This is a genomic window from Cryptobacterium curtum DSM 15641, assembly GCF_000023845.1.
Taxonomy (GTDB): domain Bacteria; phylum Actinomycetota; class Coriobacteriia; order Coriobacteriales; family Eggerthellaceae; genus Cryptobacterium; species Cryptobacterium curtum.
In genome coordinates, this window is record NC_013170.1 from 1,296,741 (window position 1) to 1,317,771 (window position 21,031).

At 51.0% G+C, this 21,031-nt stretch carries 19 protein-coding genes and 1 tRNA gene; 7 read left to right on the forward strand and 13 right to left on the reverse strand.

All coding sequences use genetic code 11. The features are described 5' to 3' along the window. The first annotated feature begins 71 nt into the window (after positions 1 to 71). The 3 genes from selA (at position 72) to CCUR_RS07510 (ending at position 3,809) form a co-directional block, all read left to right on the forward strand. The gene (gene selA, locus CCUR_RS05660; protein WP_015778691.1) at positions 72 to 1,598 is read left to right on the forward strand and encodes an L-seryl-tRNA(Sec) selenium transferase; all 1,527 of its coding nucleotides are present in this window, start codon (positions 72 to 74) and stop codon (positions 1,596 to 1,598) included. A gap of 9 nt (positions 1,599 to 1,607) precedes the next feature. Further along, positions 1,608 to 3,650 carry a selenocysteine-specific translation elongation factor gene (selB, locus tag CCUR_RS05665; RefSeq protein ID WP_083771585.1) on the forward strand — a complete coding sequence of 681 codons (2,043 nt, stop codon included), beginning with the start codon at positions 1,608 to 1,610 and terminating at the stop codon, positions 3,648 to 3,650. Between the two features lie 61 nt (positions 3,651 to 3,711). Continuing rightward, positions 3,712 to 3,809, forward strand: a tRNA-Sec gene (locus CCUR_RS07510). A 161-nt stretch (positions 3,810 to 3,970) separates the two neighbouring features. Here CCUR_RS07510 and CCUR_RS05670 read toward each other — a convergent pair. Continuing rightward, on the reverse strand, positions 3,971 to 4,480 hold the full coding sequence (locus CCUR_RS05670) for a flavodoxin family protein (protein WP_015778693.1): 510 nt from the start codon (positions 4,478 to 4,480) through the stop codon (positions 3,971 to 3,973). A 254-nt stretch (positions 4,481 to 4,734) separates the two neighbouring features. On the opposite strand from CCUR_RS05670, the gene CCUR_RS05675 reads away from it, so the two are divergent. The 3 genes from CCUR_RS05675 to CCUR_RS05685 all read left to right on the forward strand — a co-directional run bounded on the left by CCUR_RS05675 (position 4,735) and on the right by CCUR_RS05685 (position 8,186). Next, positions 4,735 to 5,499, forward strand: a complete 765-nt coding sequence (locus CCUR_RS05675; RefSeq protein ID WP_169302067.1) for a type IV toxin-antitoxin system AbiEi family antitoxin domain-containing protein — start codon at positions 4,735 to 4,737, stop codon at positions 5,497 to 5,499. Next, positions 5,481 to 6,419 carry a nucleotidyl transferase AbiEii/AbiGii toxin family protein gene (locus tag CCUR_RS05680; protein ID WP_015778695.1) on the forward strand — a complete coding sequence of 313 codons (939 nt, stop codon included), beginning with the start codon at positions 5,481 to 5,483 and terminating at the stop codon, positions 6,417 to 6,419. The genes CCUR_RS05675 and CCUR_RS05680 overlap by 19 nt, the downstream gene beginning before the upstream one ends. Before the next feature lie 288 nt (positions 6,420 to 6,707). Beyond that, positions 6,708 to 8,186 carry a DUF1846 domain-containing protein gene (locus CCUR_RS05685; protein WP_015778696.1) on the forward strand — a complete coding sequence of 493 codons (1,479 nt, stop codon included), beginning with the start codon at positions 6,708 to 6,710 and terminating at the stop codon, positions 8,184 to 8,186. 139 nt (positions 8,187 to 8,325) lie between these two features. Here the strand turns inward: CCUR_RS05685 and CCUR_RS05690 are convergent, their stop codons facing one another. Beyond that, on the reverse strand, positions 8,326 to 9,123 hold the full coding sequence (locus CCUR_RS05690; protein ID WP_041225641.1) for an ABC transporter ATP-binding protein: 798 nt from the start codon (positions 9,121 to 9,123) through the stop codon (positions 8,326 to 8,328). Positions 9,124 to 9,266: 143 nt separating this feature from the next. On the opposite strand from CCUR_RS05690, the gene CCUR_RS05695 reads away from it, so the two are divergent. After that, a complete protein-coding gene (locus CCUR_RS05695; RefSeq protein WP_041225277.1) occupies positions 9,267 to 9,734 on the forward strand; it encodes a hypothetical protein in 468 nt (155 codons plus the stop codon). Here CCUR_RS05695 and cydB read toward each other — a convergent pair. The 11 genes from cydB to CCUR_RS05750 all read right to left on the reverse strand — a co-directional run bounded on the left by cydB (position 9,664) and on the right by CCUR_RS05750 (position 20,693). Then, positions 9,664 to 10,689, reverse strand: a complete 1,026-nt coding sequence (cydB, locus tag CCUR_RS05700; protein ID WP_015778699.1) for a cytochrome d ubiquinol oxidase subunit II — start codon at positions 10,687 to 10,689, stop codon at positions 9,664 to 9,666. The two genes, CCUR_RS05695 and cydB, sit on opposite strands and share 71 nt — an antisense overlap. Positions 10,690 to 10,691: 2 nt before the next feature. Beyond that, a complete protein-coding gene (locus tag CCUR_RS05705; RefSeq protein ID WP_041225281.1) occupies positions 10,692 to 12,104 on the reverse strand; it encodes a cytochrome ubiquinol oxidase subunit I in 1,413 nt (470 codons plus the stop codon). A 458-nt stretch (positions 12,105 to 12,562) separates the two neighbouring features. Then, positions 12,563 to 13,870, reverse strand: coding sequence for a coproporphyrinogen III oxidase family protein (locus CCUR_RS05710; protein WP_015778701.1), 1,308 nt, complete (start codon positions 13,868 to 13,870; stop codon positions 12,563 to 12,565). A 25-nt stretch (positions 13,871 to 13,895) separates the two neighbouring features. After that, complete coding sequence (gene purD / locus CCUR_RS05715) at positions 13,896 to 15,188, reverse strand: phosphoribosylamine--glycine ligase (RefSeq protein WP_015778702.1); 1,293 nt, start codon at positions 15,186 to 15,188, stop codon at positions 13,896 to 13,898. A 48-nt stretch (positions 15,189 to 15,236) separates the two neighbouring features. Next, positions 15,237 to 16,541 (reverse strand): adenylosuccinate synthase, encoded by a 1,305-nt coding sequence (locus CCUR_RS05720; RefSeq protein ID WP_015778703.1) that lies wholly within the window; start codon positions 16,539 to 16,541, stop codon positions 15,237 to 15,239. Positions 16,542 to 16,714: 173 nt separating this feature from the next. Beyond that, a complete protein-coding gene (gene dnaB, locus CCUR_RS05725; RefSeq protein WP_015778704.1) occupies positions 16,715 to 18,136 on the reverse strand; it encodes a replicative DNA helicase in 1,422 nt (473 codons plus the stop codon). Positions 18,137 to 18,235: 99 nt separating this feature from the next. After that, entirely contained in the window at positions 18,236 to 18,811 is a 576-nt protein-coding gene (gene rplI / locus CCUR_RS05730; protein WP_015778705.1) for a 50S ribosomal protein L9, read from the reverse strand. A gap of 16 nt (positions 18,812 to 18,827) precedes the next feature. After that, a complete protein-coding gene (gene rpsR, locus CCUR_RS05735) occupies positions 18,828 to 19,091 on the reverse strand; it encodes a 30S ribosomal protein S18 (RefSeq protein ID WP_015778706.1) in 264 nt (87 codons plus the stop codon). Between the two features lie 19 nt (positions 19,092 to 19,110). Beyond that, entirely contained in the window at positions 19,111 to 19,554 is a 444-nt protein-coding gene (locus tag CCUR_RS05740) for a single-stranded DNA-binding protein (protein ID WP_015778707.1), read from the reverse strand. Between the two features lie 62 nt (positions 19,555 to 19,616). Continuing rightward, the gene (rpsF, locus tag CCUR_RS05745) at positions 19,617 to 19,910 is read right to left on the reverse strand and encodes a 30S ribosomal protein S6 (protein WP_015778708.1); all 294 of its coding nucleotides are present in this window, start codon (positions 19,908 to 19,910) and stop codon (positions 19,617 to 19,619) included. A gap of 249 nt (positions 19,911 to 20,159) precedes the next feature. Next, a complete protein-coding gene (locus tag CCUR_RS05750; RefSeq protein ID WP_015778709.1) occupies positions 20,160 to 20,693 on the reverse strand; it encodes a hypothetical protein in 534 nt (177 codons plus the stop codon). Positions 20,694 to 21,031: the final 338 nt, after the last annotated feature.

A 21,031-nucleotide genomic window follows, 5' to 3' on the forward strand; every position in this document is an offset into this window, starting at 1 on the left:
TGATAATGATACGGTATCAACGGACGCCCTGAAACAAGGTTGGGCGGAATGCACGCTGATTGGATGGATTAATGAATAGTAAGCCGGCAGATGGTCGTATCGAGCTTCTTAAGAACCTTCCGCAAATCGAAGAGGTTCTTAATCATCCGGCGCTCCAAAAGCTCGCCGAACGCATACCCCATCATGCGCTTGCTGATATCGCACGCGCAGAAGTGGATGCCTGGCGAAAACGGCTCTTAGACGGATCAGCAAACACCGTCGATTCGGATCGCATTGCTCAGGGAGCTGTTTTGCGGGCGCATGCACTCACGCAACCTTCCCTGCGGCGCGTTATTAATGCAACCGGTGTCATCGTTCACACTAACCTTGGGCGCAGCCCGCTGGCTCCTGAAGCAGTAGCTGCAGTCAATGAAGTCATCGGCGGATATTCCACCCTTGAATATGACACGACCGCCATGACACGCGGCAGCCGTCATGCTCATTGTGAGGCGCTTATCTGCGCCTTAACAGGCGCTGAAGCTGCTCTCGCTGTGAACAACAATGCCGCTGCCGTTATGATGGTACTCTCTGAATTCGCTGCAGAACATGAAGCCATAGTCAGCAGAGGAGAACTTATCGAAATTGGCGGAAGCTTCCGCATCCCCGACATCATGAACCTCTCGCATGCGCGCATGGTTGAAGTTGGCACAACCAACAAGACACATCCGGCCGATTACGAACGGGCGCTCACCCCCAATACCGCCATGCTGCTGAAGGTACATCCATCAAACTATCGCCTGATTGGTTTCACCGAACAGGTCGATGTTGCTCGCTTGCGAACGATCGCTGATGCCGAAAATAAACGGCGAAAAGCCAAGCAAGGCACCGACACACCTAACGCGATGGATCCCTTATCGAGTACGGCTCAGCTATCCTCCGACGCGACCAGCTCAAACACCCAGGTGCTCGTTTACGAAGACCAGGGATCAGGTGCCTTCTCGTACCTTGCTGCATTTGGATCCTATGCGGAACCCACGGTAGCAAAGTCTATCGAAAACGGCGCTGACCTCGTTTCATTCTCAGGCGACAAGCTGCTCGGCGGGCCCCAAGCAGGCATTATTGTAGGCAATAAACAGCTTATCGATCGTCTAAAGAAGAACCCGCTTGCCCGTGCGCTGCGCCTCGATAAAATGACGCTAGCCGCTCTTGAGGCTACCTTGCGTCTTTACCTACAACCAGATGAAGCTCCCGCGAAGATCCCTACTCTGCGCATGCTCACCGAAACGGCCGATGACGTACGTCCGCGTGCGGAAGCGTTACATAAGACACTCGAAGCAGCCCTTGATAAAGAGTGTGCCCGTATCACTGTTGTCTCTGAGATCTCCCGTGCCGGCGGAGGCGCGCTGCCTATGTGCGATATTCCCACCACTGCTGTTGAGGTGAACTTTTTGAAGGGCAATGCTCAAGATTGTCAGGAACACCTCGTTAAGAACTGCCCAACGCCCATCATTACGCGCATCAGTAAAGAAGCAGTGCTCTGTGATGCTCGCACTATTCTTACTAACGATGAAATCAGTGAAATTGCACAGGGCTTTACGTCGTATTTCAAGCAGCTCTAGGAGCACACTATGTCTCACACCACCTCCGATACCTCGAACACCGACTCTCATACTAAAGCCTCTGGTTCTTATGATCTTGTGCTGGGGACGGCAGGGCACATCGACCATGGTAAGTCATCGCTGATCAAGGCCCTTACCGGCACCGACCCCGACCGCCTCAGCGAAGAAAAGCGCCGCGGCATCACGATTACGCTGGGGTTTGCCCGTATCGATTTGCCTGACGGCCGATCGATGGGTGTGGTTGACGTGCCTGGTCACGAGCGCTTTGTCAAGCAGATGATTGCTGGTGCATCCGGAATCGATGTGGCACTCCTTGTTATTGCCGCCGATGATGGCATCATGCCGCAAACCATTGAACATGTCGCCGTACTTCAAACGCTTGGTGTGCGGACCTGCATAGTTGCGTTAACTAAAATCGATATGGTTGATGCCGAATGGGTCACTTTCATGAAAGGTGAAGTCGAATCCTGGCTGGCAAGTACTTCGTATGCCGGATGCCCTATCGTACCCGTGTCAAGCAAGACCGGTGAAGGACTCGACGAGCTCCGTGCAGCTCTTCAGAAGGCAGCTGAAAAAACCCAACGGGTGCACCAAGGGAGTACCACACGACTGCCTGTCGATCGTGTGTTTACCATCAAAGGTGCCGGCACCGTTATTACCGGTACGCTCTGGGATGGAACGGTATCTCCTGAAGACACGTTAGAGATACTTCCTTCAGGAAAGCTTGCACGTGTGCGATCGGTGCAGGTACATGGACAAACCTGCGACGAAGCTTCGGCCGGTATGCGCCTGGCCTTAAACCTCAGCAATATAAAAAAAGATGAAATCAATCTGGGCGACTTTCTTGCTGCACCGGGCTGCCTGCATATGACCGATCGCTTCGATGCGCGCATCACCTACCTTGACGTTGCAAAAACGGGAAAACCGCTCAAAACGGGGACGCGCATGCATCTAGCCCATGGCACCCGTGAAGTTTTGGCCCGTGTTCTTCTGTGTAACGATATCGAACAGATTGCCAGTGGGCAAAGCGCACTTGCACAAATACGCCTTGAAGAAGATCTCCCTATTAGTTGGGGTGATCGCTTCATACTGCGTACGTATTCCCCCGTTTCCGTTGCTGGTGGTGGCCAGGTACTTCTGGCTCATCCGCATAGGCGCAGTACGCTTGATGCCGAGGAAATGAAACTGATCGAGGCATCAGAGACTGGTGATATACGCCAAATGGTTGAGCGCGTATGTTCTCTTGCTGCCGGCCCACTCCATACCAGCGAAGTCGCACGCCTTATTGGTATTTCCCCCGCACAGGCTGCTGAATATCTTGCTGATTTGACACAGGCAGGAGCCCTTACTTCTTCGCATAGTGGATCAGCAGCTTCGCAATCATCAGCGCCGACCAAGTCACCAACTTCTTCTGTACCGCTTCCGGCCGATGACGCCCTCTTTATTGCAAAGAATAAAAAGCAGCAGGCAATAGCGGCTATCGAGCGTGAACTCATCGCCTTTTGTGCCGACCATCCACACGAGCGCGGCATCACAAAAGAAGCTCTTCATGCACAGATAGCACCTCATATTTCAGACGAAGGGTTTGAGGCACTTCTGAACTGGGCGGTCAAAGCAAAAAGCGCCGTTATTACTGGCAATGTCGTAGGACATCCGTCCTCACAACAAGGTGCAGCCGCTGCTGAAGAGAGGGCGGCTGAACAGATTCATCAAGCACTCATCGCTGAAGGAATGACTCCCCGTCCTATTGAACGCATTCTTGAAAGCTGCGATCTTGATGCTTCCCTTGCCCATCGGGCCTTGGCACATCTTGAATCAAACGGCAAGGCGATACGCATCGCACGCGATCTCTACTTTGATGCCGCAACCCTCGACGAGCGGATTGCGTTGGTACAGCAATGGATTTCTCAACACGGAGCAGGAACGGTAGCCGAATTAAAAGAACCGTTGGGAACAAGCCGCAAATATGCGGTTCCCTTGCTTGAACATCTTGACGCACAAGGTATCACAGTGCGTGAAGGCGATAAGCGCTCATTGCGCCCTCGCCGGTGAAGTGGTACTTTTGACGGGTTGTCATCACGGCTGCTTTTGCAGCGTGATGATACTGACATACGGAGACGGATGGAGTCCTGGTGGATCCCGCGGCCTTCAAAGCCGTTGCGAGGTACGCAGAATGCCTTGGGTGTGTTCGATTCGCACACGTCTCCGCCAATTGTCTTTTGAATGAGTGGGCAGTTTTACCCGACGCGCAGTTTTACCCGATATTCGTCTGACGCAAATTCGGCGTAAACTTTCGTACAGGTTTTAGAACAGTTTTGCCCGGTAGGTAATTTCATCCGATATACATCCGAAGTATTTGCATATCAATACGATTATGCCGGCAGATGGTCGTGCGTGTAAGCTGCTGCATAAACAACATCCGTTTCATCGGGATGCTTCTGACTTTCCACCAGCCGAGCAACACCCCAATCATTAAGATAATGCGGATCGTCGACTGGCAACTGTCGCCGCTTTTCCACGTTTTCCATAGAAACCTTGCCCTGACACAGAAACACGCCGAGGCATTCATTTTCCTGCTCTATAGCAGCTGTGACATTGCGACGCACTTTGTCGCCGTAATTACTCTGCGGATACCCGCCGAACGTACCAATAGCAAGAATGCGTTTGCCCTGACAAGACGCAAGTCGTTTCAAGCTCAATGGATCAAAGGTGCTTTTGAAGCACCAGAAACACATAATCACGACCTCGTCAGCCGGATCTTCACCTTTTGCAATTTCATGGATGCCCCAGCCCATCGCTTCAGCTTGCGCGCGTACCCCTTCGGCTACTTTGCGCGTATTGCCCGTACGCGACGACACAGAAAAAGACAGGTACCTGTTCATGCCATTAATCCTTCCAAGATTATTCCCTCTCACCTTGCTTTGATAAACAAAACGCTCCTACCCTATCTGATGACGTTACGTCGCCGTCAAGAAATTAACTACGCCTCGATCTATTCGCGGGGCAACAACTGTCTTAAAAGATTACCGAAGCACATACAGTGCCCTCTACTCTATAGACTTTTCCATAGGATTTACTGCTAATCATTAATGGATACCCCAATTATAAATTGGGGTTTTATGATATTATTAGCAGTATGAAATTCTCTGACTACATAGATAGCCACCATGTGTTCACCACTGCCACCCTTCTTGAGGCTATGGATTCTAAGACCGCGGCTGAAGAACAGCTGCGTCTTGCCGTAAAATCCAAAACGGTAGAACGTGTACGCCGCGGACTCCTTGTCTCCAACCATGGACGATTCAAGGATGCTCCTATAGACCAATTCGAGGTAGTCACAGCGCTCGATGCTGGCGCAGTTATTTCGTATCATTCCGCTCTCGAAGCACATGGCATTGCGCATAACGAGGGCTTCGTATGTCACTTTCGTTCGAACACGGTAAAGACCCCATTCGACTTCCGTGGTATCGCCTACCGCCCCTGTGGTCCTGTGGGAAATGCAAGATCAAAAATCATACGGTCATCTGCGAGCACATATCTTGCCACAACCAAGCAGCAGACAGTTATTGACTGTCTGGAAAAACCTATCTTGGCAGGAGGAGTCGAGGAAGCAGTACGCAGCTTGACTACCTTTGTATACCTCGATGTAGAAAAACTAATTGACCTTGCTGTCAGTGCAGGCGTATCAGCAATCTCCCGAGTTGGATGGCTACTGTCAGAAAAGAAAAATGAATGGCACGTAAGTGAAAATAGTCTCGCTCAACTTGAAAGCAAGCTTGGGTCGGGACCTTATCGTCTGGGGCCTATGACTAAGAGGTCGTCAACAGGATGGGTCACTCGATGGAAGCTCATATTGCCTGAAGATAAAGAGGAGGTTGAATCATGGATAACGCACTTGTAGGGAAGTTCCCACCACGCACGCTCGATAAAGTCGAGCGACTTCTTGATCTCCTTGCCGAAATTGACGAACACTCGATGCTCAAAGATAAACTTGCGCTCCACGGCGGAACTGCCATCAACTTATTCATGCTCAACATTCCTCGACTTTCCGTCGACATTGATCTCTCATATATCGGTTCGGTAGAAAAAGATGTAATGCTCGCTGACAGACCGACTATTGAACAATCCATCAACGAAGTTGCCAGATCACAGGGCTACACCGTTTCCGGTGCGAAAGGCGGCCATGCTGGCAGGACATTCATACTTAACTACAGGTCCCAATGGGGCGCAGATCATATCAAGATCGACTGCATCTATATGAACAGATCCCCTTTGACTCCAATCGAGCATAAGGTTTCTCAAATCAGACCGGAACTTACTGTGCCTGTCTTCTCTGATAATGAATTAATCGGTGGGAAGGTCAAAGCATTCTTCGACCGTGTGAAAGTACGAGATCTCTATGATATCGCTAACCTTAAGCACGTACTTGACGAACGCAGTAAGAAAGAACGTGTCATCGCACATAAAATCATTCTGTTCTACGCATCGATGTCTGCAACATTCCCATACGGATTCGGCAATCGAACAGATCGTTTTGCCGATAAGTATATCGAGCTTAAAGGGCAGCTTTATCCCATGCTTAGACGCGATGGAGTGGTGCCTACCCTTGAGGAATTAGTCACCGTAGCACGTGAGTTCATAACCGCTTACGTACTGCCAAAAAACGATAGTGAAGTCGAATATCTCACGTATTTTGCACACGGCCAGTTTGATCCATCCTTGCTCTTCAGTAAGACATCAATGGCTCACGCTGCGCTCGTAAATCCCGAAGCTCAGTGGAAATTGCAAAACATTCAAAAGATGCAGCAAAATGACGAGTGAGCGATAATTCCGCACTGAATGCAGCCTGTATTGATACATGCTGGAAGTGTCAACTCAGGCCGCAGCTTTATAGCCAGCTGCAGTTGAAGTTTGAGAGTCAGCTGAGGGTGGAACTTGAGGGTCAGACCGTTCCTTTGAAGGTTTCTCAAAACACCAATTCCCCGACTGCATTGGCAAGGAGTGCTCGGGTATAATCGCTGTCGGTTTCCAAGGGCATCCTAAAAGTAAGAAGAGCCCTTACTGTTCGCGGCGCGGTGTTGCACCGTTTTGAAGGAGGTCGCGCGCTTCATGCGTATCGGATTCGACAACGAGAAGTACATTGCCCTGCAAGCTTCGCATATCCGCGAGCGTATCGATCAGTTCGGCGGCAAATTGTATCTCGAGTTCGGCGGCAAATTGTTCGACGACTATCATGCCAGTCGTGTCCTCCCGGGGTTTGCGCCCGACAGCAAGATACGCATGCTCCAAAGCTTGAAGGACGATGTTGAAATCATCCTTGCGATCAACGCAAACGATATTCAGAAGGGCAAAATCCGCAGCGATCTGGGCATCACATACGATGAAGATCTGCTACGCCTGATGGACATCTTTCGGGGCATGGGATTTCTCGTGTCGGGCGCGGTTATCACCCGTTTTACTGGCCAACCTGACGCAACGATCTTCCATGAGCGCCTCAAAGAGCTCGGTATTCCGTCGTATTTGCACTACCCAATTGCCGGATACCCCTTTGATATCGAACATATTGCTTCCGAAGACGGCTTTGGCAAAAACGACTACATCGAAACCACTCGCCCCCTTGTAGTAGTAACTGCTCCAGGACCCGGCAGCGGCAAGATGGCTACCTGTCTTTCGCAGCTCTATCAAGACAACATGCGCGGTATTAAGGCCGGCTACGCTAAATACGAGACGTTCCCGGTGTGGAATTTGCCACTGCGCCATCCGGTTAATATTGCTTACGAGGCTGCCACTGTTGACCTTGACGATGCAAATGCCATCGACCCATTCCATTTGGAAGCACATGGCGAAACCACAGTGAATTACAACCGTGATATCGAAGTATTCCCCGTGCTTAAAGCCATGCTCGACAAGATTCTTGGCGAAAGCCCGTACGCCAGCCCCACCGACATGGGCGTCAATATGGCTGGCAAGGCGATTATCGATGATGAAGCGTGCCAGGAAGCCGCCAAACAGGAGATCATCCGTCGTTACTTCCGTACAGCAGTGGAAGTAAAGAAAACGGGTGTTGGAAAAGAACAGATTGCCAAGCTGGAACTGCTTATGAACCAGGTGGGGGTCACGCAGTCGCAATCCCCGTGTCGCAGTGCTGCCCTGCTTAAGGAAGAAACAACGGGTGCGCCGGCTGCTGCTATTGAAATGCCTGACGGTACTGTTATTACCGGCAAGACTTCTACCCTGCTTGGCTGCGCTTCATCACTTTTAATGAACGCCTTAAAGTATGCAGCGGGTATTCCGGATATTAACGTGATTAATGACGATGTCATCACACCCATCTGTCATCTAAAAGTCGATTCGCTCCACAGCCGCAATCCGCGCTTGCATTCCGATGAAACGCTACTTGCTCTTTCGGTAACAAGCGCAAGCGATCCAACGGCCGCCGAGCTTATTAAGCATATTCCCGACCTGCAAGGATGCGATGCGTTCTTTAGCGTGATCATTTCTGACACCGATGCGCGCCTGTATCAGAAACTCGGCATTAACGCGTGTTGCGAACCAAAATACGAACAGCGCCGCTACTATCACAAGTAAACCGCGCAGAGGCGCTTACACCTCTGCCTTATAGAAGGTGCCCCTTATAACGGCTATTCTCTATAAGGATTCATCAGACTCATAGACAACCAATAAACAGGTGGCACTTTGATCAACGTTGCTTGGCACGTAAACGTCTCTACCAGGCGTGATAGATACCATCTTCAGTACGTAACACCTGCAAAGGAACGTCAAAGAGCGTTTGAAGTGATTCTTGGGTAATCATGTCAACCTTCGCACCATCGCCGACAAGTCGCCCATCCTTCACCAACAGGACACGATTCATTTCGGGCTGTATATCTTCCACCAAATGCGTCACCAGCATGATGCTACGTCCCGCACGTGCCATGGCTGCAAGCGATTGACGCACGTGCCAGGCGCCTTCGGGGTCGAGACCCGACGAAGGCTCATCGAGAACCATAATCGATGGATCACCCACCAATGCGCGGGCAATTAAAACGCGGCGCGCCTGCCCCGTCGATAGGGTGAGAATATCGTGCTGTTCGAGCTGTTCAATGCCTAGTTCGCACAAACACTCGTGCGCCTTTGCACGTTGACCTTCCGTTGGCTTAAACCGCGCAGGAATCCCCAAACTGCCAAATAGACCGCCGAGCACAATCTCGATAACCGGCAAATGCACCGTTATCTGGCTCTGCGCTGTCATAGACACCACGCCAACCAGGCGACGAATATCGGCTGTCACCGGCCGCGGATTCCCACAAAACCGCACGGGTGGCTTTTCACGAAAAAGCGGATGTATCTCGTGCGTTAACAATTTGACGAGCGTTGACTTGCCGGCGCCATTCGGACCGAGCACCACGACCTGTTCACCACGCTCAATCGTCAACTTTTCAATTGAAAGGATGTCACGCCCGCTGCGCCGCACCGTGGCATTTTCAAGCTCGAGAAGGGGTGCGTTCCGTTGAATTTGTGCCATGCCACCGCCCAATCCGTATCTGTTTCGTACAATGCAGTGTACGACATGCCATCGCACAGCAGCTCGAAAAGAAATTGGATGCACTCCGGATGCCCAAAACGCCGACCTACCATATACACCTGAAAGAGCGGGATTTGCCCTGTATGCGGGAAAAGCTGCTCGCAGGTGTGTATGCGCTGCTGCTTGTTGCGTACAGTGCAGCGCTTATCGCTCAGCCGTCATTCATGCAGCAACTCGGTATTGGTATCGAGGTCGCTGGGCTTATTTTTATTCTTGCTTGCTTTGCTGCCTCGCTTCTGTTTTTGCTTCATAATGCCCGCTGGCAACTCGATGTTGACGACGGCGAAGTGTATCGAACCGGAATCTCTGGTCGAGCACGCCATCTCTGCAGCCTTTCAGACGCCACCTACCTCAAAATCTTTCGCCGTACTGATATTTCGGTATACAGCGATGAACGCAAGCTTTTTGAATTTTCGCTTGATATGGCCGGCGATGTCGAAGCACTACATCAGGCTGTGCTCAACCAGATCGAACAGAACGCTAATACTCACCCAGATCTTCGTCGCGAATCTTCCCAGCAAACGTGCGATACACCACCACATGATACATAAGCACCAAGGGTAGACCGATACAGGTAATAATCGTCATGGCTGCAAGCGAATACTCACTTGAAGCCGCTGCTGCAACCGAAATAGACAGCGCTGGATCGCTAGCTGCCACAATATTGGGGAATAACCCTGTTGCAGCAAGCCCCACCAGTCCAAGGCAAACACAACTAACCGCTAAAAACGAGGGAAGATCTCCCTCTTCTTCCTTCTTGCCAAAAAGGAAGGAAGCTACCAGACCCGCTACCACGACAAACGCAAACACGGCTCGCACGACAAAGGGAATAGTGCTCTGATCCGTAGGAGCAACCAAGACAAAATACAGAACGCTCGCCAAAACAAAGAGTACCGCCACGATACGTTGCAGCCATCCACGAAATACAACGGCGCGATCATGTAATTCACCAGGAAGCGCCTTGACCGCCGTCCAGCTGGCTCCTTGAAGCATACACTGGGCCAAACCCAACAAGCCAAACACCAGCGCAAACGGGTTCAACAGTGCGAAAAAGCCCCCAATATAATCTCCATGAGTATTAAGCTGGATGCCTTCAAGCACATTGCCAACCGCGACACCAAACAGAAGCGCCGGAAGAATACTGCCAACAAAAAATACCTTGTCCCATACCTCAGCATATTCAGGGTCGTGTGCATGCATTTCCAGCGATACGGCACGCAGAATTAGGCCAAATAAAACAAGCATGATGGCAAGGTAGAACCCTGAAAAGGTTGTGGCGTACGCCGGAGCGAAGGCGGCAAATAAGGCACCACCAGCCGTCAGCAGCCACACTTCGTTGCCGTCCCATACTGGTCCGACAGCGCGACGCAAGACTGCCCGCTCCTTGTTATTTTTTGCAAGCACTGGGTATAAGCTGCCCACGCCCAAGTCGAACCCATCAAGCACGAAATAGCCAGCGATTAGCACGAAGATAAGAATGAACCAAAGAATTTGCAGGAATGTCATGGCTATTTCGCCTCCCCTATCTTCGCATGTTCTGTCGTTTGTTCCGCCGCGTGCCCTGCCGCTTGATCCTCTGTTTGATCTACTGCAGGTCCTTGCTTTATCAAGCGCAAGGCAATGCGCAAATACATAACCAGAATGAACGCATATACCAAGACAAACAGCGCAATAGTAATTAGCAGCTGTACGGCATCAACCGATTGCGAAATAGCATCAGCCGTACGCAGTTCTTCCCAGACAATCCAGGGCTGACGACCGACCTCAGTAACAATCCAACCTGCTTGAATAGCAATTAACGGGAAAATGGGACCCCACATAAGAGCCTTTGTTAAGCCCCGACCTGCGGGCCGTCCAGCTCGCAAGCGCCGTGTAACAATAACTGAAAAGACAATCCACAGTGCAATAGCACCAAACATAGCCACCATCAGGTGATAGGACTGAAACACTATTTGAACAGGTGCGGTTTGTCCGTATTTCTGCTGAACTTCATGTAGACCAATATAGGGCGTGGACGTATCGCCCGACGCCAACAGCGATGTTGCACCTTTAATCGGCACCTGAATGCCAACAACAGTCTGGTTGGCTTCATCAACATAGCCGAACACCCACATATCAGCAGCGCCTGTTTCGTACTGGCCTTCCATAGCGGCCAGCTTTTCGGGCTGATGTTCAGCCACCACCACGGCTTGTTGATGCATAGCAGGAATCATGAGAACACACGCGACAATAGCCACCACCGTTGCCGTAGCAATCGTCTTTTTACCGAAATCTTTATTTTTGTTGCGCACGTGATACGCACCAATGGCAATAGCCACAAACGCACCCATAATAACGAGCGCAATAACGGTGTGGGTATATCGAGCTGCAATAGAGGGATTGAGTGCGGCAGCCCAGAAATCGGTCAGTAGAGCCTTTGACCCATCAGAAGCTATCTCATAGCCAGCAGGCGTCTGCATCCAAGAATTGGCGATAAGAATCCAGAGCGCGCTTAAGCACGAGCCACCCCATACCAACCACGAGGCTATCATGTAAAAACGAGGCGAAACCTTCTTACGCGCAAACAACAGCACGCCCAAAAATGAGCTTTCCAAGAAGAAGGCAAACAGCGCTTCGGCTGCTAAAGGAGCGCCAAAAATATCGCCTACAAAGCGCGAATAATCAGCCCAGTTGGTACCAAAGGCGAATTCCATCGTGATGCCTGTTGCGACACCTACCGCAAATGTAACGGTGAAAACTTTCACCCAAAAGTGTGCTGCAGCCTCATCTTCGGGCGACTTCGACCGCCAGGCGCGCGTCTGCGCAAGCGCCATAATAAGGCCGAGGCCGATCGACAGAGGCACAAACAAGAAGTGATATGCCACGGTAAATGCAAACTGAAACCGTGACAACACTGCCACATCGAGCATGCCTTCTCCCATCTCTTTGTATTGATATCCCTATTGCATTAAAGGTGCGCCCCTTGAGCCATCCTTCTCGTGGTCACCCCTGCGCCCTTTAATTGATACTAGCAATGTAGCAATTAGAGTTCAGTGCGTCAACAAAAAATCGGGCTGTTGAACAACCCGATCTATGATATCTATATTTTATGCGTAATATCTCAGATAAATGTAACCTACACGCATAGGTATAAATCTTTATTGCAAGAGGAAATATATCGTGCAATAGCAGAAGGAGGCCGACGCCAGTTAGATTTAAGCTAAACCGCAGATGTTCAACGAGTTGGTTGTGAATGCAGGCAGTACGCGCCAGATTGAATACTTCAACGATCGGTCACGATTGGTGAATCATGATTAGCGAACCGCCAACACATAACCTACTTACGGCCGGCGTAGACATACTCCGCTCAAGCAAATTGGTAAATACTCATCTGCAGACACTATTTACGACCTGCGTAGACACCACCCTCGCCAAAGAGCAGTTCGTGCTCTTCACCAACCAGTGCCGCACGTGCTTGGTCACGCAGGTTATTCACCCCAATAAAGAATTGACGCATCATGGCAACCATGAGATAGCGCCCTTTCGGAGTAAGAGTAAGCTCGTCGCTATTGTTTGTTGCAAAAGCGCCCGCAGCGATCATAAACGCCATCTCACCCGGCAAGCCACGCTCAACCGAGCATCCAAAATCACGCTTGAACTGTTGCTTATCGAGCCGCAAACCAAATAACTGCATCATGAAGCGATAACGCATACGCTGGTGAAAATCAAAATGGGTTGCCGCGCTCATAGACATACGACCCGACGCGATGCGTTCGTTATATTCCTTAACCGAAAAGGTATTCACATACAGCGTGTGCCCCAAATAGGTAATGCCACCCGACCCGATAGCAGGGTATTCCTCGTAATCCACCACGTATTCATCGATCATGCCACTTGCTGATTTATCAAACGTCCAGGCACTCGAAAGGGTGAATCCGTTATCAAGCAATGTACGCCAGATGATGTCATAAAAATGGGCCTCGCGCGCGTAGTCAACCTTCCCCACCGTCGCAGCCAGCGAGCATTCCACCGCTGGTGAAGCCATCAGCGGGTAAAACGTTGTCTGAGTTGCCCCGCTTTCAAGCACCCAAGCAAGATCGTTAATCAGTATGTCTTCAGTCTGAGCAGGGAAATTGAAGATCATGTCCACATTCATCGACAAAAAATGGGGCGAAGCTGTACGAATGCGTTCGAAGATTGTTTCCGCATCGCCGTATTTTTGCAGGCGGCCCATCTGGTCAAGCAAGCCATTATCGAAGCTCTGCACACCAACCGATAGGCGCTGCACTCGACCATCAAGCTGTTCCAAATACGGTTCGATGAGGTGGTTCGGATTCGTTTCGCTCGAAACCTCTTTAATAGAAAATGTCTTACGCGCCAAATCGATGGTACGAACCAACTCGTCAATCATAATCGTCGGCGTACCACCGCCAATATAGAGGCTATCGAAGTCGTATCCGAGTTCGGCAAGCATGAGCATTTCGCGACGCAAGCTATCGAAGTACGGACGAGCACGATCTTCAGAAAACGGAAAGCGATTAAACGAACAGTAGGGGCACAGACGCTCGCAAAACGGAACATGCATATACAGCATGTAATGTTTACCCGGCTCAGGCGGCGGCATAAGCTGGTCGTTACAGGTTTCAAGTTTGAGATAACTGTCGGTGCAGGCCCCAACGACCCGTGACAGTAAACGTTCGGAAAACATAAGTTAGTTGCTTCTTTTCTGATTGCTACTTGTATTGCATGCAATCGGCGGTCAGTTGAGCCCCGATATCAGTGCGATATTGTTTGCCCTCAAAATTGATAAGCTCACAGGCTTCATAGGCACGAGCACGAGCTTCCTCAAGGGTATCGCCTAAGGCCACCACGTCGAGTACGCGACCGCCTGCCGTCAATAATTCCCCATCGGTATTACGCTTGGTGCCAGCATGAAATACGCGAACGCCCTCAAGCGCTTCAGCGTCGTCGACACCAAGAATAACCTTGCCCGTTTCATACGAGCCAGGATAACCTTCGCTTGCCAGAACCACGCACACGGCCGGCTGATTCGACCAGGTAAGATCAATCGCGTGGGGGTTACCCTTCGCCACCGCTTCCATGATGTCTACAAGATCGGTTTCAAGCCGCGGCAAGATAACCTGCGTTTCAGGATCACCAAAGCGCGCATTAAACTCAAGCATTCGTGGACCGGCAGCAGTCAGCATAAATCCGCCATACAGCACGCCACGATAATCCAGAGGAAACGGTGGACGCGCACACGCTGCCGCAGCCAACTCCATCGACTGGCGCATTGCGGCCATGTCGTCGGCTGTCACAAATGGCACGGGAGAATACACACCCATACCACCCGTATTAGGACCCATATCGCCATCGAAGGCGCGCTTATGATCTTGCGCGGTGACCATGCAATGCGCCTGTCCACCACAGACAAACGCAAGCAGCGAACATTCAGGGCCAGATAAGCACTCTTCAATAACCACCCGCTGGCCGGCTTCGCCAAAAGCCCCCGCGAAACATTCTTCCACCGCATCTTCGGCAGTCTTGATATCGTCAGCCACGATAACGCCCTTGCCAGCAGCGAGACCGTCGGCTTTTACCACGATGGGAGCGCCCATTTCGCGTACGTACGCAAGCGCTTCGTTCTTGTTATCAAACGATCGATAAGCCGCTGTTGGAATGTTGTTGTCTTCCATAAAGCGTTTGCTAAAAGCTTTGCTGCCTTCGAGCTGGGCACCATAGGCGTCGGGTCCAAACACCAACACGCCCGCATCGCGCAAAACATCAGCGACACCCGCAACAAGTGGCGCCTCTGGACCAATAACAACTAGATCAATGGCATGGTCACGGCAAAACCCAACCAATGCGGTCGCATCGCAAATATCAAGACCAGAAACATTTTCTGCGACGTCTTCACTTCCCCCATTGCCGGGGATGGCATACAACGAATTGCACCGGGCAGAAGCAGCAAGTGCCCAAACTATGGCGTGCTCGCGACCTCCTGAACCCAATACGGCAATATTCATGCTTCCTGCTTTCTTACCACGTCTGACTTCTTCGGCTTACTCTTCTCGTTACTGCGCCGTAGGCGATTCCCATCCGCGAAAAATCGTCTGATCGCGATCGGGACCAACTGCAATGATGCTCATCGCAACGCCACAAAGTTCTTCCAGGTAGGTAACATAACGCTGCGCGTTTGCTGGAAGCTCTTCAAACGAACGACAACCAGTAATATCGCGCCCTTGCCAACCAGGCAGTTCTTCGTAAATAGGCTCAACATGCTTAGGATAGAGCGCGCTTTGCTGCATCGGGAAATACTCATAGACTTTCCCGTCAGCGCGATAACCTACGCACACTTTAATACGCTCGAAAGAGGACAGCACGTCAAGCTTGGTTAATGCCATGTCGGTAAGGCTATTGCAATCGGTTGCATAGCGCGCGATAACAGCATCAAACCAACCACAGCGGCGACGGCGTCCAGTGGTCACGCCAAACTCTCCGCCGATTTCGCAGAGTTTGTCACCATCTTCATCGAATAGCTCGGTGGGAAACGGTCCTGATCCCACGCGCGTTATATACGCTTTCGAGATGCCAATGACCTTATCGATTGCCTTCGGCCCCACACCTGTACCAATGCACGCACCACCAGCGCAGCACGACGAACTGGTAACGAAGGGATACGTACCATGGTCGATGTCGAGAAGCGTGGCCTGTGCCCCTTCGAACAGAATGTTCCTTCCCGCACGCAAAGCAGTGTTTAGCACATTGGCCGTTTCATCCATATGAGGACGAATGATGTCGGCGTAAGGCAGATATTCCTCGCAAATCTGGTCGACCGTATAGGGCGCAAGGCCATATACCTTTTCGAGGATCTGATTTTTTGTTTCGAGTGCCGTTTGAAGCTTCTGGCGGAAAATATGCTCGTCGAGCAAATCCTGAATACGAATGCCGATACGTGCCGCTTTATCCTGATAGGCTGGCCCGATACCACGCCGAGTCGTTCCAATTTCATTACTACCCAAGCGGCGTTCGCTCGCCCCATCCAAATCGATGTGATAGGGCATAATCACATGCGCATCGCAGCTGATGACCAGTCGCTCACACGAGATACCCTGCGCTTCAAGCTTGGCCATTTCATCAACAAGCACCCGTGGATCGACCACGACACCGTTTCCGATAACAGGAGTGATGGTTTCGTACATCACGCCCGAGGGAATTAAATGAAGCGCGAGCTTCTTATCTCCATGAATAACAGTGTGACCTGCATTGTTACCACCTTGATAGCGCACAACGTAATCGTAGTCACGCGCAATCAGATCGGTAATTTTTCCTTTGCCTTCATCGCCCCATTGGGCACCGACAAGCACAGTGCTTGGCATGCGCTGCCTTCCTTTCGAATGCATCTGGCGGCTACCATTACAGCCCAAAGGCCTGCAGCGCGCCCGTGAACAACCAATTATATTACAGTGCCCCGCTGCCTATGCAGCTGAACATATCCTGCATAAGAAAGAGAATCGAAATGACTTCCTTATGACCCACTTGTCGGTATCAGTTAAAAAGCGCCGGCATAGCGGGAATCATCAAAGTAATCCCCGAAGGTCGTATTTTCAGGTGTCCACGACAGCGTAATGTCACGTGTCGCGCCATTACGGTGTTTCGCAACAATAAGATTGGCGGTACCCAAGTCGGGACGTTCGTCGCTTTCAGCCTCAAGTTCATCCATGCTGCGATCAATAAACATGACAATGTCAGCGTCTTGCTCGATAGACCCAGACTCACGCAGGTCAGAAAGCATCGGGCGCTTGCTTTTGCCGCGCTGCTCAATCGCACGAGACAACTGCGATAGGGCGATAACCGGCATGCCCATTTCTTTGGCGAGCACCTTCAATCCACGGGATATTTCGCCAACTTCTACCGCACGATTACCGTCTCGGCGTGTTTGTGCCGGCTGCATAAGCTGTAAATAGTCAACGATGATCAGGCCGTTTTCTCTACCACGCAATTCACGACGTGCTTTAGCGCGCGCCTCAAGAATGGAAAGCGACGGCGTATCATCGATAAAAAGTTCGGTATTGGCCAAGTTGGTAATAGCATCTGCCAAAGCCTGCCAATCTGCTTCACCCAAAAAGCCGCCACGCACCTTTTCAAGGCTAATGCGCGCTTCGGAGCAAAGGATACGTTGCACCAGTTGCAGCGAACTCATTTCCAGTGAGAAAAAGGTTGTGGGATACCCCGCCTTCGCTGCATTTACGGCTAAGTTCAAAGCGAACGATGTCTTACCGACACCAGGACGTGCGGCAAGAATTACCAAGTCACCTGGACGCAGACCATGGAATAAGTTATCGACATCAGCAAAACCAGTGGGCACACCCGCCATGTGATTCTTTTGCTCTGCCAGCTTTGTGATTTCGTCAAATGCATTAGTTAATAGATCAGTAATGGAGGTAAACGATGCAGAGACACGCTGTTCAGTTACTCTAAACAGGGTTTTTTCGGCAGTCTCCACCACTTCAGCTAAGCTATCGGGCGCATCGTACGCCAAGGCAGTAATCTGCGCTGAAGCATAAATAAGATCGCGCAGAATAGAGGTGCGCTTGACAATATCGGCATGAGTTATCCAGTTGGTCAGGGCAAAGGTATTGTCGGCAAGTTCTACCAAATAAGATTTGTCGCCAATAGCTTCAAGCTGTCCAACTGCTCGCAGATTTTCAGCCAACGAAATCTGATCGATAGGCAAACTGCGTGCATGCAAATCGAGCATGCTCCTAAAAATAATCTGATGTGCCGGACGAAAGAAGTTCTCAGGAACCAGCTTCGCTGCTACTTCGTCAATGGCATCCTGATTAAGCATACAGGCAGCAAGAACTGACCGCTCTGCCTCGATGTTATGAGGTATCTGTTTGTTCGACGCTTGAGCAGACGTCTTCGGGTCGCGCAGCGTATTCCCGTTTTCCCCTGTGTTGAACTGCGGCATTATCAGAACTCCCTTGGGACGAAATCAGCCTCCGCAGCATACCGCTACGGAGGCTGTTCTGCGCAGACAAACCTGCGCTCATAATTTTAGCAGTGTTCGCTACTCAGCAGACTCATTGTCGTCAGCAGAATCTTCGCCTGAGACCTCAGCCTCGGTAGATTCTTCTGCAACTTCAGTTGCACCCTGCGGTTCTGCAGCAGCTTCTTCAGCAGTCTCTTCTACGACAGCTTCAGCATCGCCAACCAGCAAAACCAAATCGGCCTTGGCATCGCCATGGAGCGATACAACAGCATGATGCTCGCCCACGGTCTTAATAGCCTTGTGCACCTCAACGAGGCGACGGTCAACCTCGATGCCAGCCTGCTCACGCAGGGCATCAACAATCATCTGAGAAGTAACCGAGCCGAACAGCTGACCACCTTCGCCAACACGAGCGTCGATAGTAAGCCGCAAGCCATCAAGCTTGCTCTTCATCTCAGCTGCAGCAGCCGTACGATCAGCTTCGCGCTTTTCGATAATATGACGACGCTGCTCGAGCTGCTTGAGGTTGCCCGCTGTGGCCTTAACGGCCATCTTCTGAGGAAGCAGATAATTGTTAGCGAATCCATCAGCTACGTCGATAACGTCGCCTTCAACGCCCTTCCCCTTCACTTCTTGAAGCAAAATAATCTTCATGTGGCAATCCTTTCAACTAACCGCGATTGCGGCGGTCGCCACGGCCGCTGATAGACGGCACGGAGTACGGCATAAGAGCCATCTCGCGGGCACGTTTTACGGCGTTGGCAATATCGCGCTGGTGCTGAGTACACGCACCGGTTACGCGACGAGGCTTGATTTTGCCTCGATCGGTTACATACTTGCGCAGCATCTGAGTGTCTTTGTAGTCGATGTACTCGGTGCCTTCTTTGCAGAATTGGCAGTACTTACGACGAGGCTGCTTTACGTATTCAGACATGAAAACCTCTTTCAAATCCCTAGAATGGGATGTCTTCGTCATAGACCGAGGCATTCACCGCTGGGGCAGGCTGCGACTGAGCCGCCTGCATTTGCGGAGCCGAATTGTAACCGCCGTTACCAGTGGCACCGCCATCGCGTGGAGACAGGAACTCTATCTCGTCAACGATGACCTCGATCTTGCTGCGCTTCTGTCCGTCACGTTCCCACTGGCTCCAGCGAAGTTTACCCTCAATGGCCACTTTGCTGCCCTTGTGCAGAAAATTTGCCACGCTCTGAGCGCGAGCGCCGAACATGGTGCAGTCGATGAAGTTAGGATAATCCTCCCATTCACCTGTCTGCTGATTGCGGCGACGGTCGTTAACCGCCACGCCGAATCCCAGCACGGGCAGGCCGCCCGCAGTCTGACGCAGTTCAGGTTCGCGTGTGAGGTTACCGGTAATAACAACTCGGTTAATGCTCATGGTCTCTTCCTTGTCTTCCGTATCGGGCATCTTACATAAAGCACCCGATTCCCAGCAATCGTTTAGTCGCGGTCGGTGCGACGAACGATCATATGACGCTTGACCGCGTCAGTAATACGCAGAACGCGATCGAGCTCAGCGATGGAATTGGGATCAGCATGGAAGTCGACGAGCGTGTAATCGCCTTCGTTCAGGCCTTCGATCTCGTACGCCAGCTTGCGCTTACCCCATTGCTCAACATTATCGACAACACCTTTGTCATCAGTAATAACCGTGTTGATGCGTGTGGAGACAGCGGTACGGGTTTCCTCGTCGATCGACGGAGCGACGAAATACAGCAACTCATAAGCCTTCATCAAGTCACCTCCTTTGGACTGACGGCTTCGGGAGATGAAAGCGAATCCCGAAGCAGGAATAGCGTGAGCTAGCTTAGCAAACGCACGCCTTGGCAACAAGACAACCTGCCCTGTTCCATAAAACGCGCAAGCTGCGCCCTAGTTGCTGTTCCCATCCATTCTCTTGTCCATTATGGATATCACAGCTGGCGCAAAACAACTAAAAAGTTGGTCTCAATCTGGCGAAAAGATGACTATTTGCCGACCAAACTATTCCCTACTCGATTCAACTTCATCATCGAAGTCGTCAAAGGTATCTGGGTCATCTTCACCCGTGTCATCCTCATTGCTATCGACTAAAAATGCCATGAAATTCGGCGCCGGCCCGATATAGATGGGTTCGTCGTTAACCACGGGAATACCCGCTTCGTCTTCGGGCATCTGATAGAAGAAACCGATAGCAACACCTTCGTCTTCCCCAGACAAACCGCCTTCAGCGATAAGTACATCTTCGGTACCCTCGTCGGTTTCGACATAGCCGTCGTAGCAAAACGCATAGGCATCAGCACCGCGCACATGCTGCACGGTATGACGGGCAGCGGCATAGTATTCTTCTGAACTATCACCTGGGTGCGTTTCTAAAAACAGATTATCTTTCACAGCCAATGCCGTAAAAGGAACAACTTCCTCACCCGCTTCAAGTTTTTGCTTCGCTTCTTTTAGCGCGGTCAGAAGCACCGCTTGCAGGCGTTCATCGATATCAGGAATGTCGTTCAGATCGCCTTCAACAACACGATCAACCATAGTGGTTCCTTTCATTCATCCGGAGCTTCGTCCGGCAATATCCTTCAAAAAGAGTATACTGCCTATGTTTTATGACAATGACGGGGTATGTCTTCGAGTCGTAAGATTCGCGTTCTGCTTCGCAGAACTCCCGCTCGCATTGCTCGCGACGAACAAGCCGTGTGGCTTGTTCGTCCTTCTCAGGGTTCGAATCCGTTTCGCTTCTCGAACTCTCATTAATTCGGGTGTCCAATTTGTGTCCAAATTCATATAAAAATATATCAAGACATATAGAGATGTTAGACACCACGTCTAATAGATAAAATCAATACAAGCCGTTGACCTGCAAAAACAGATTA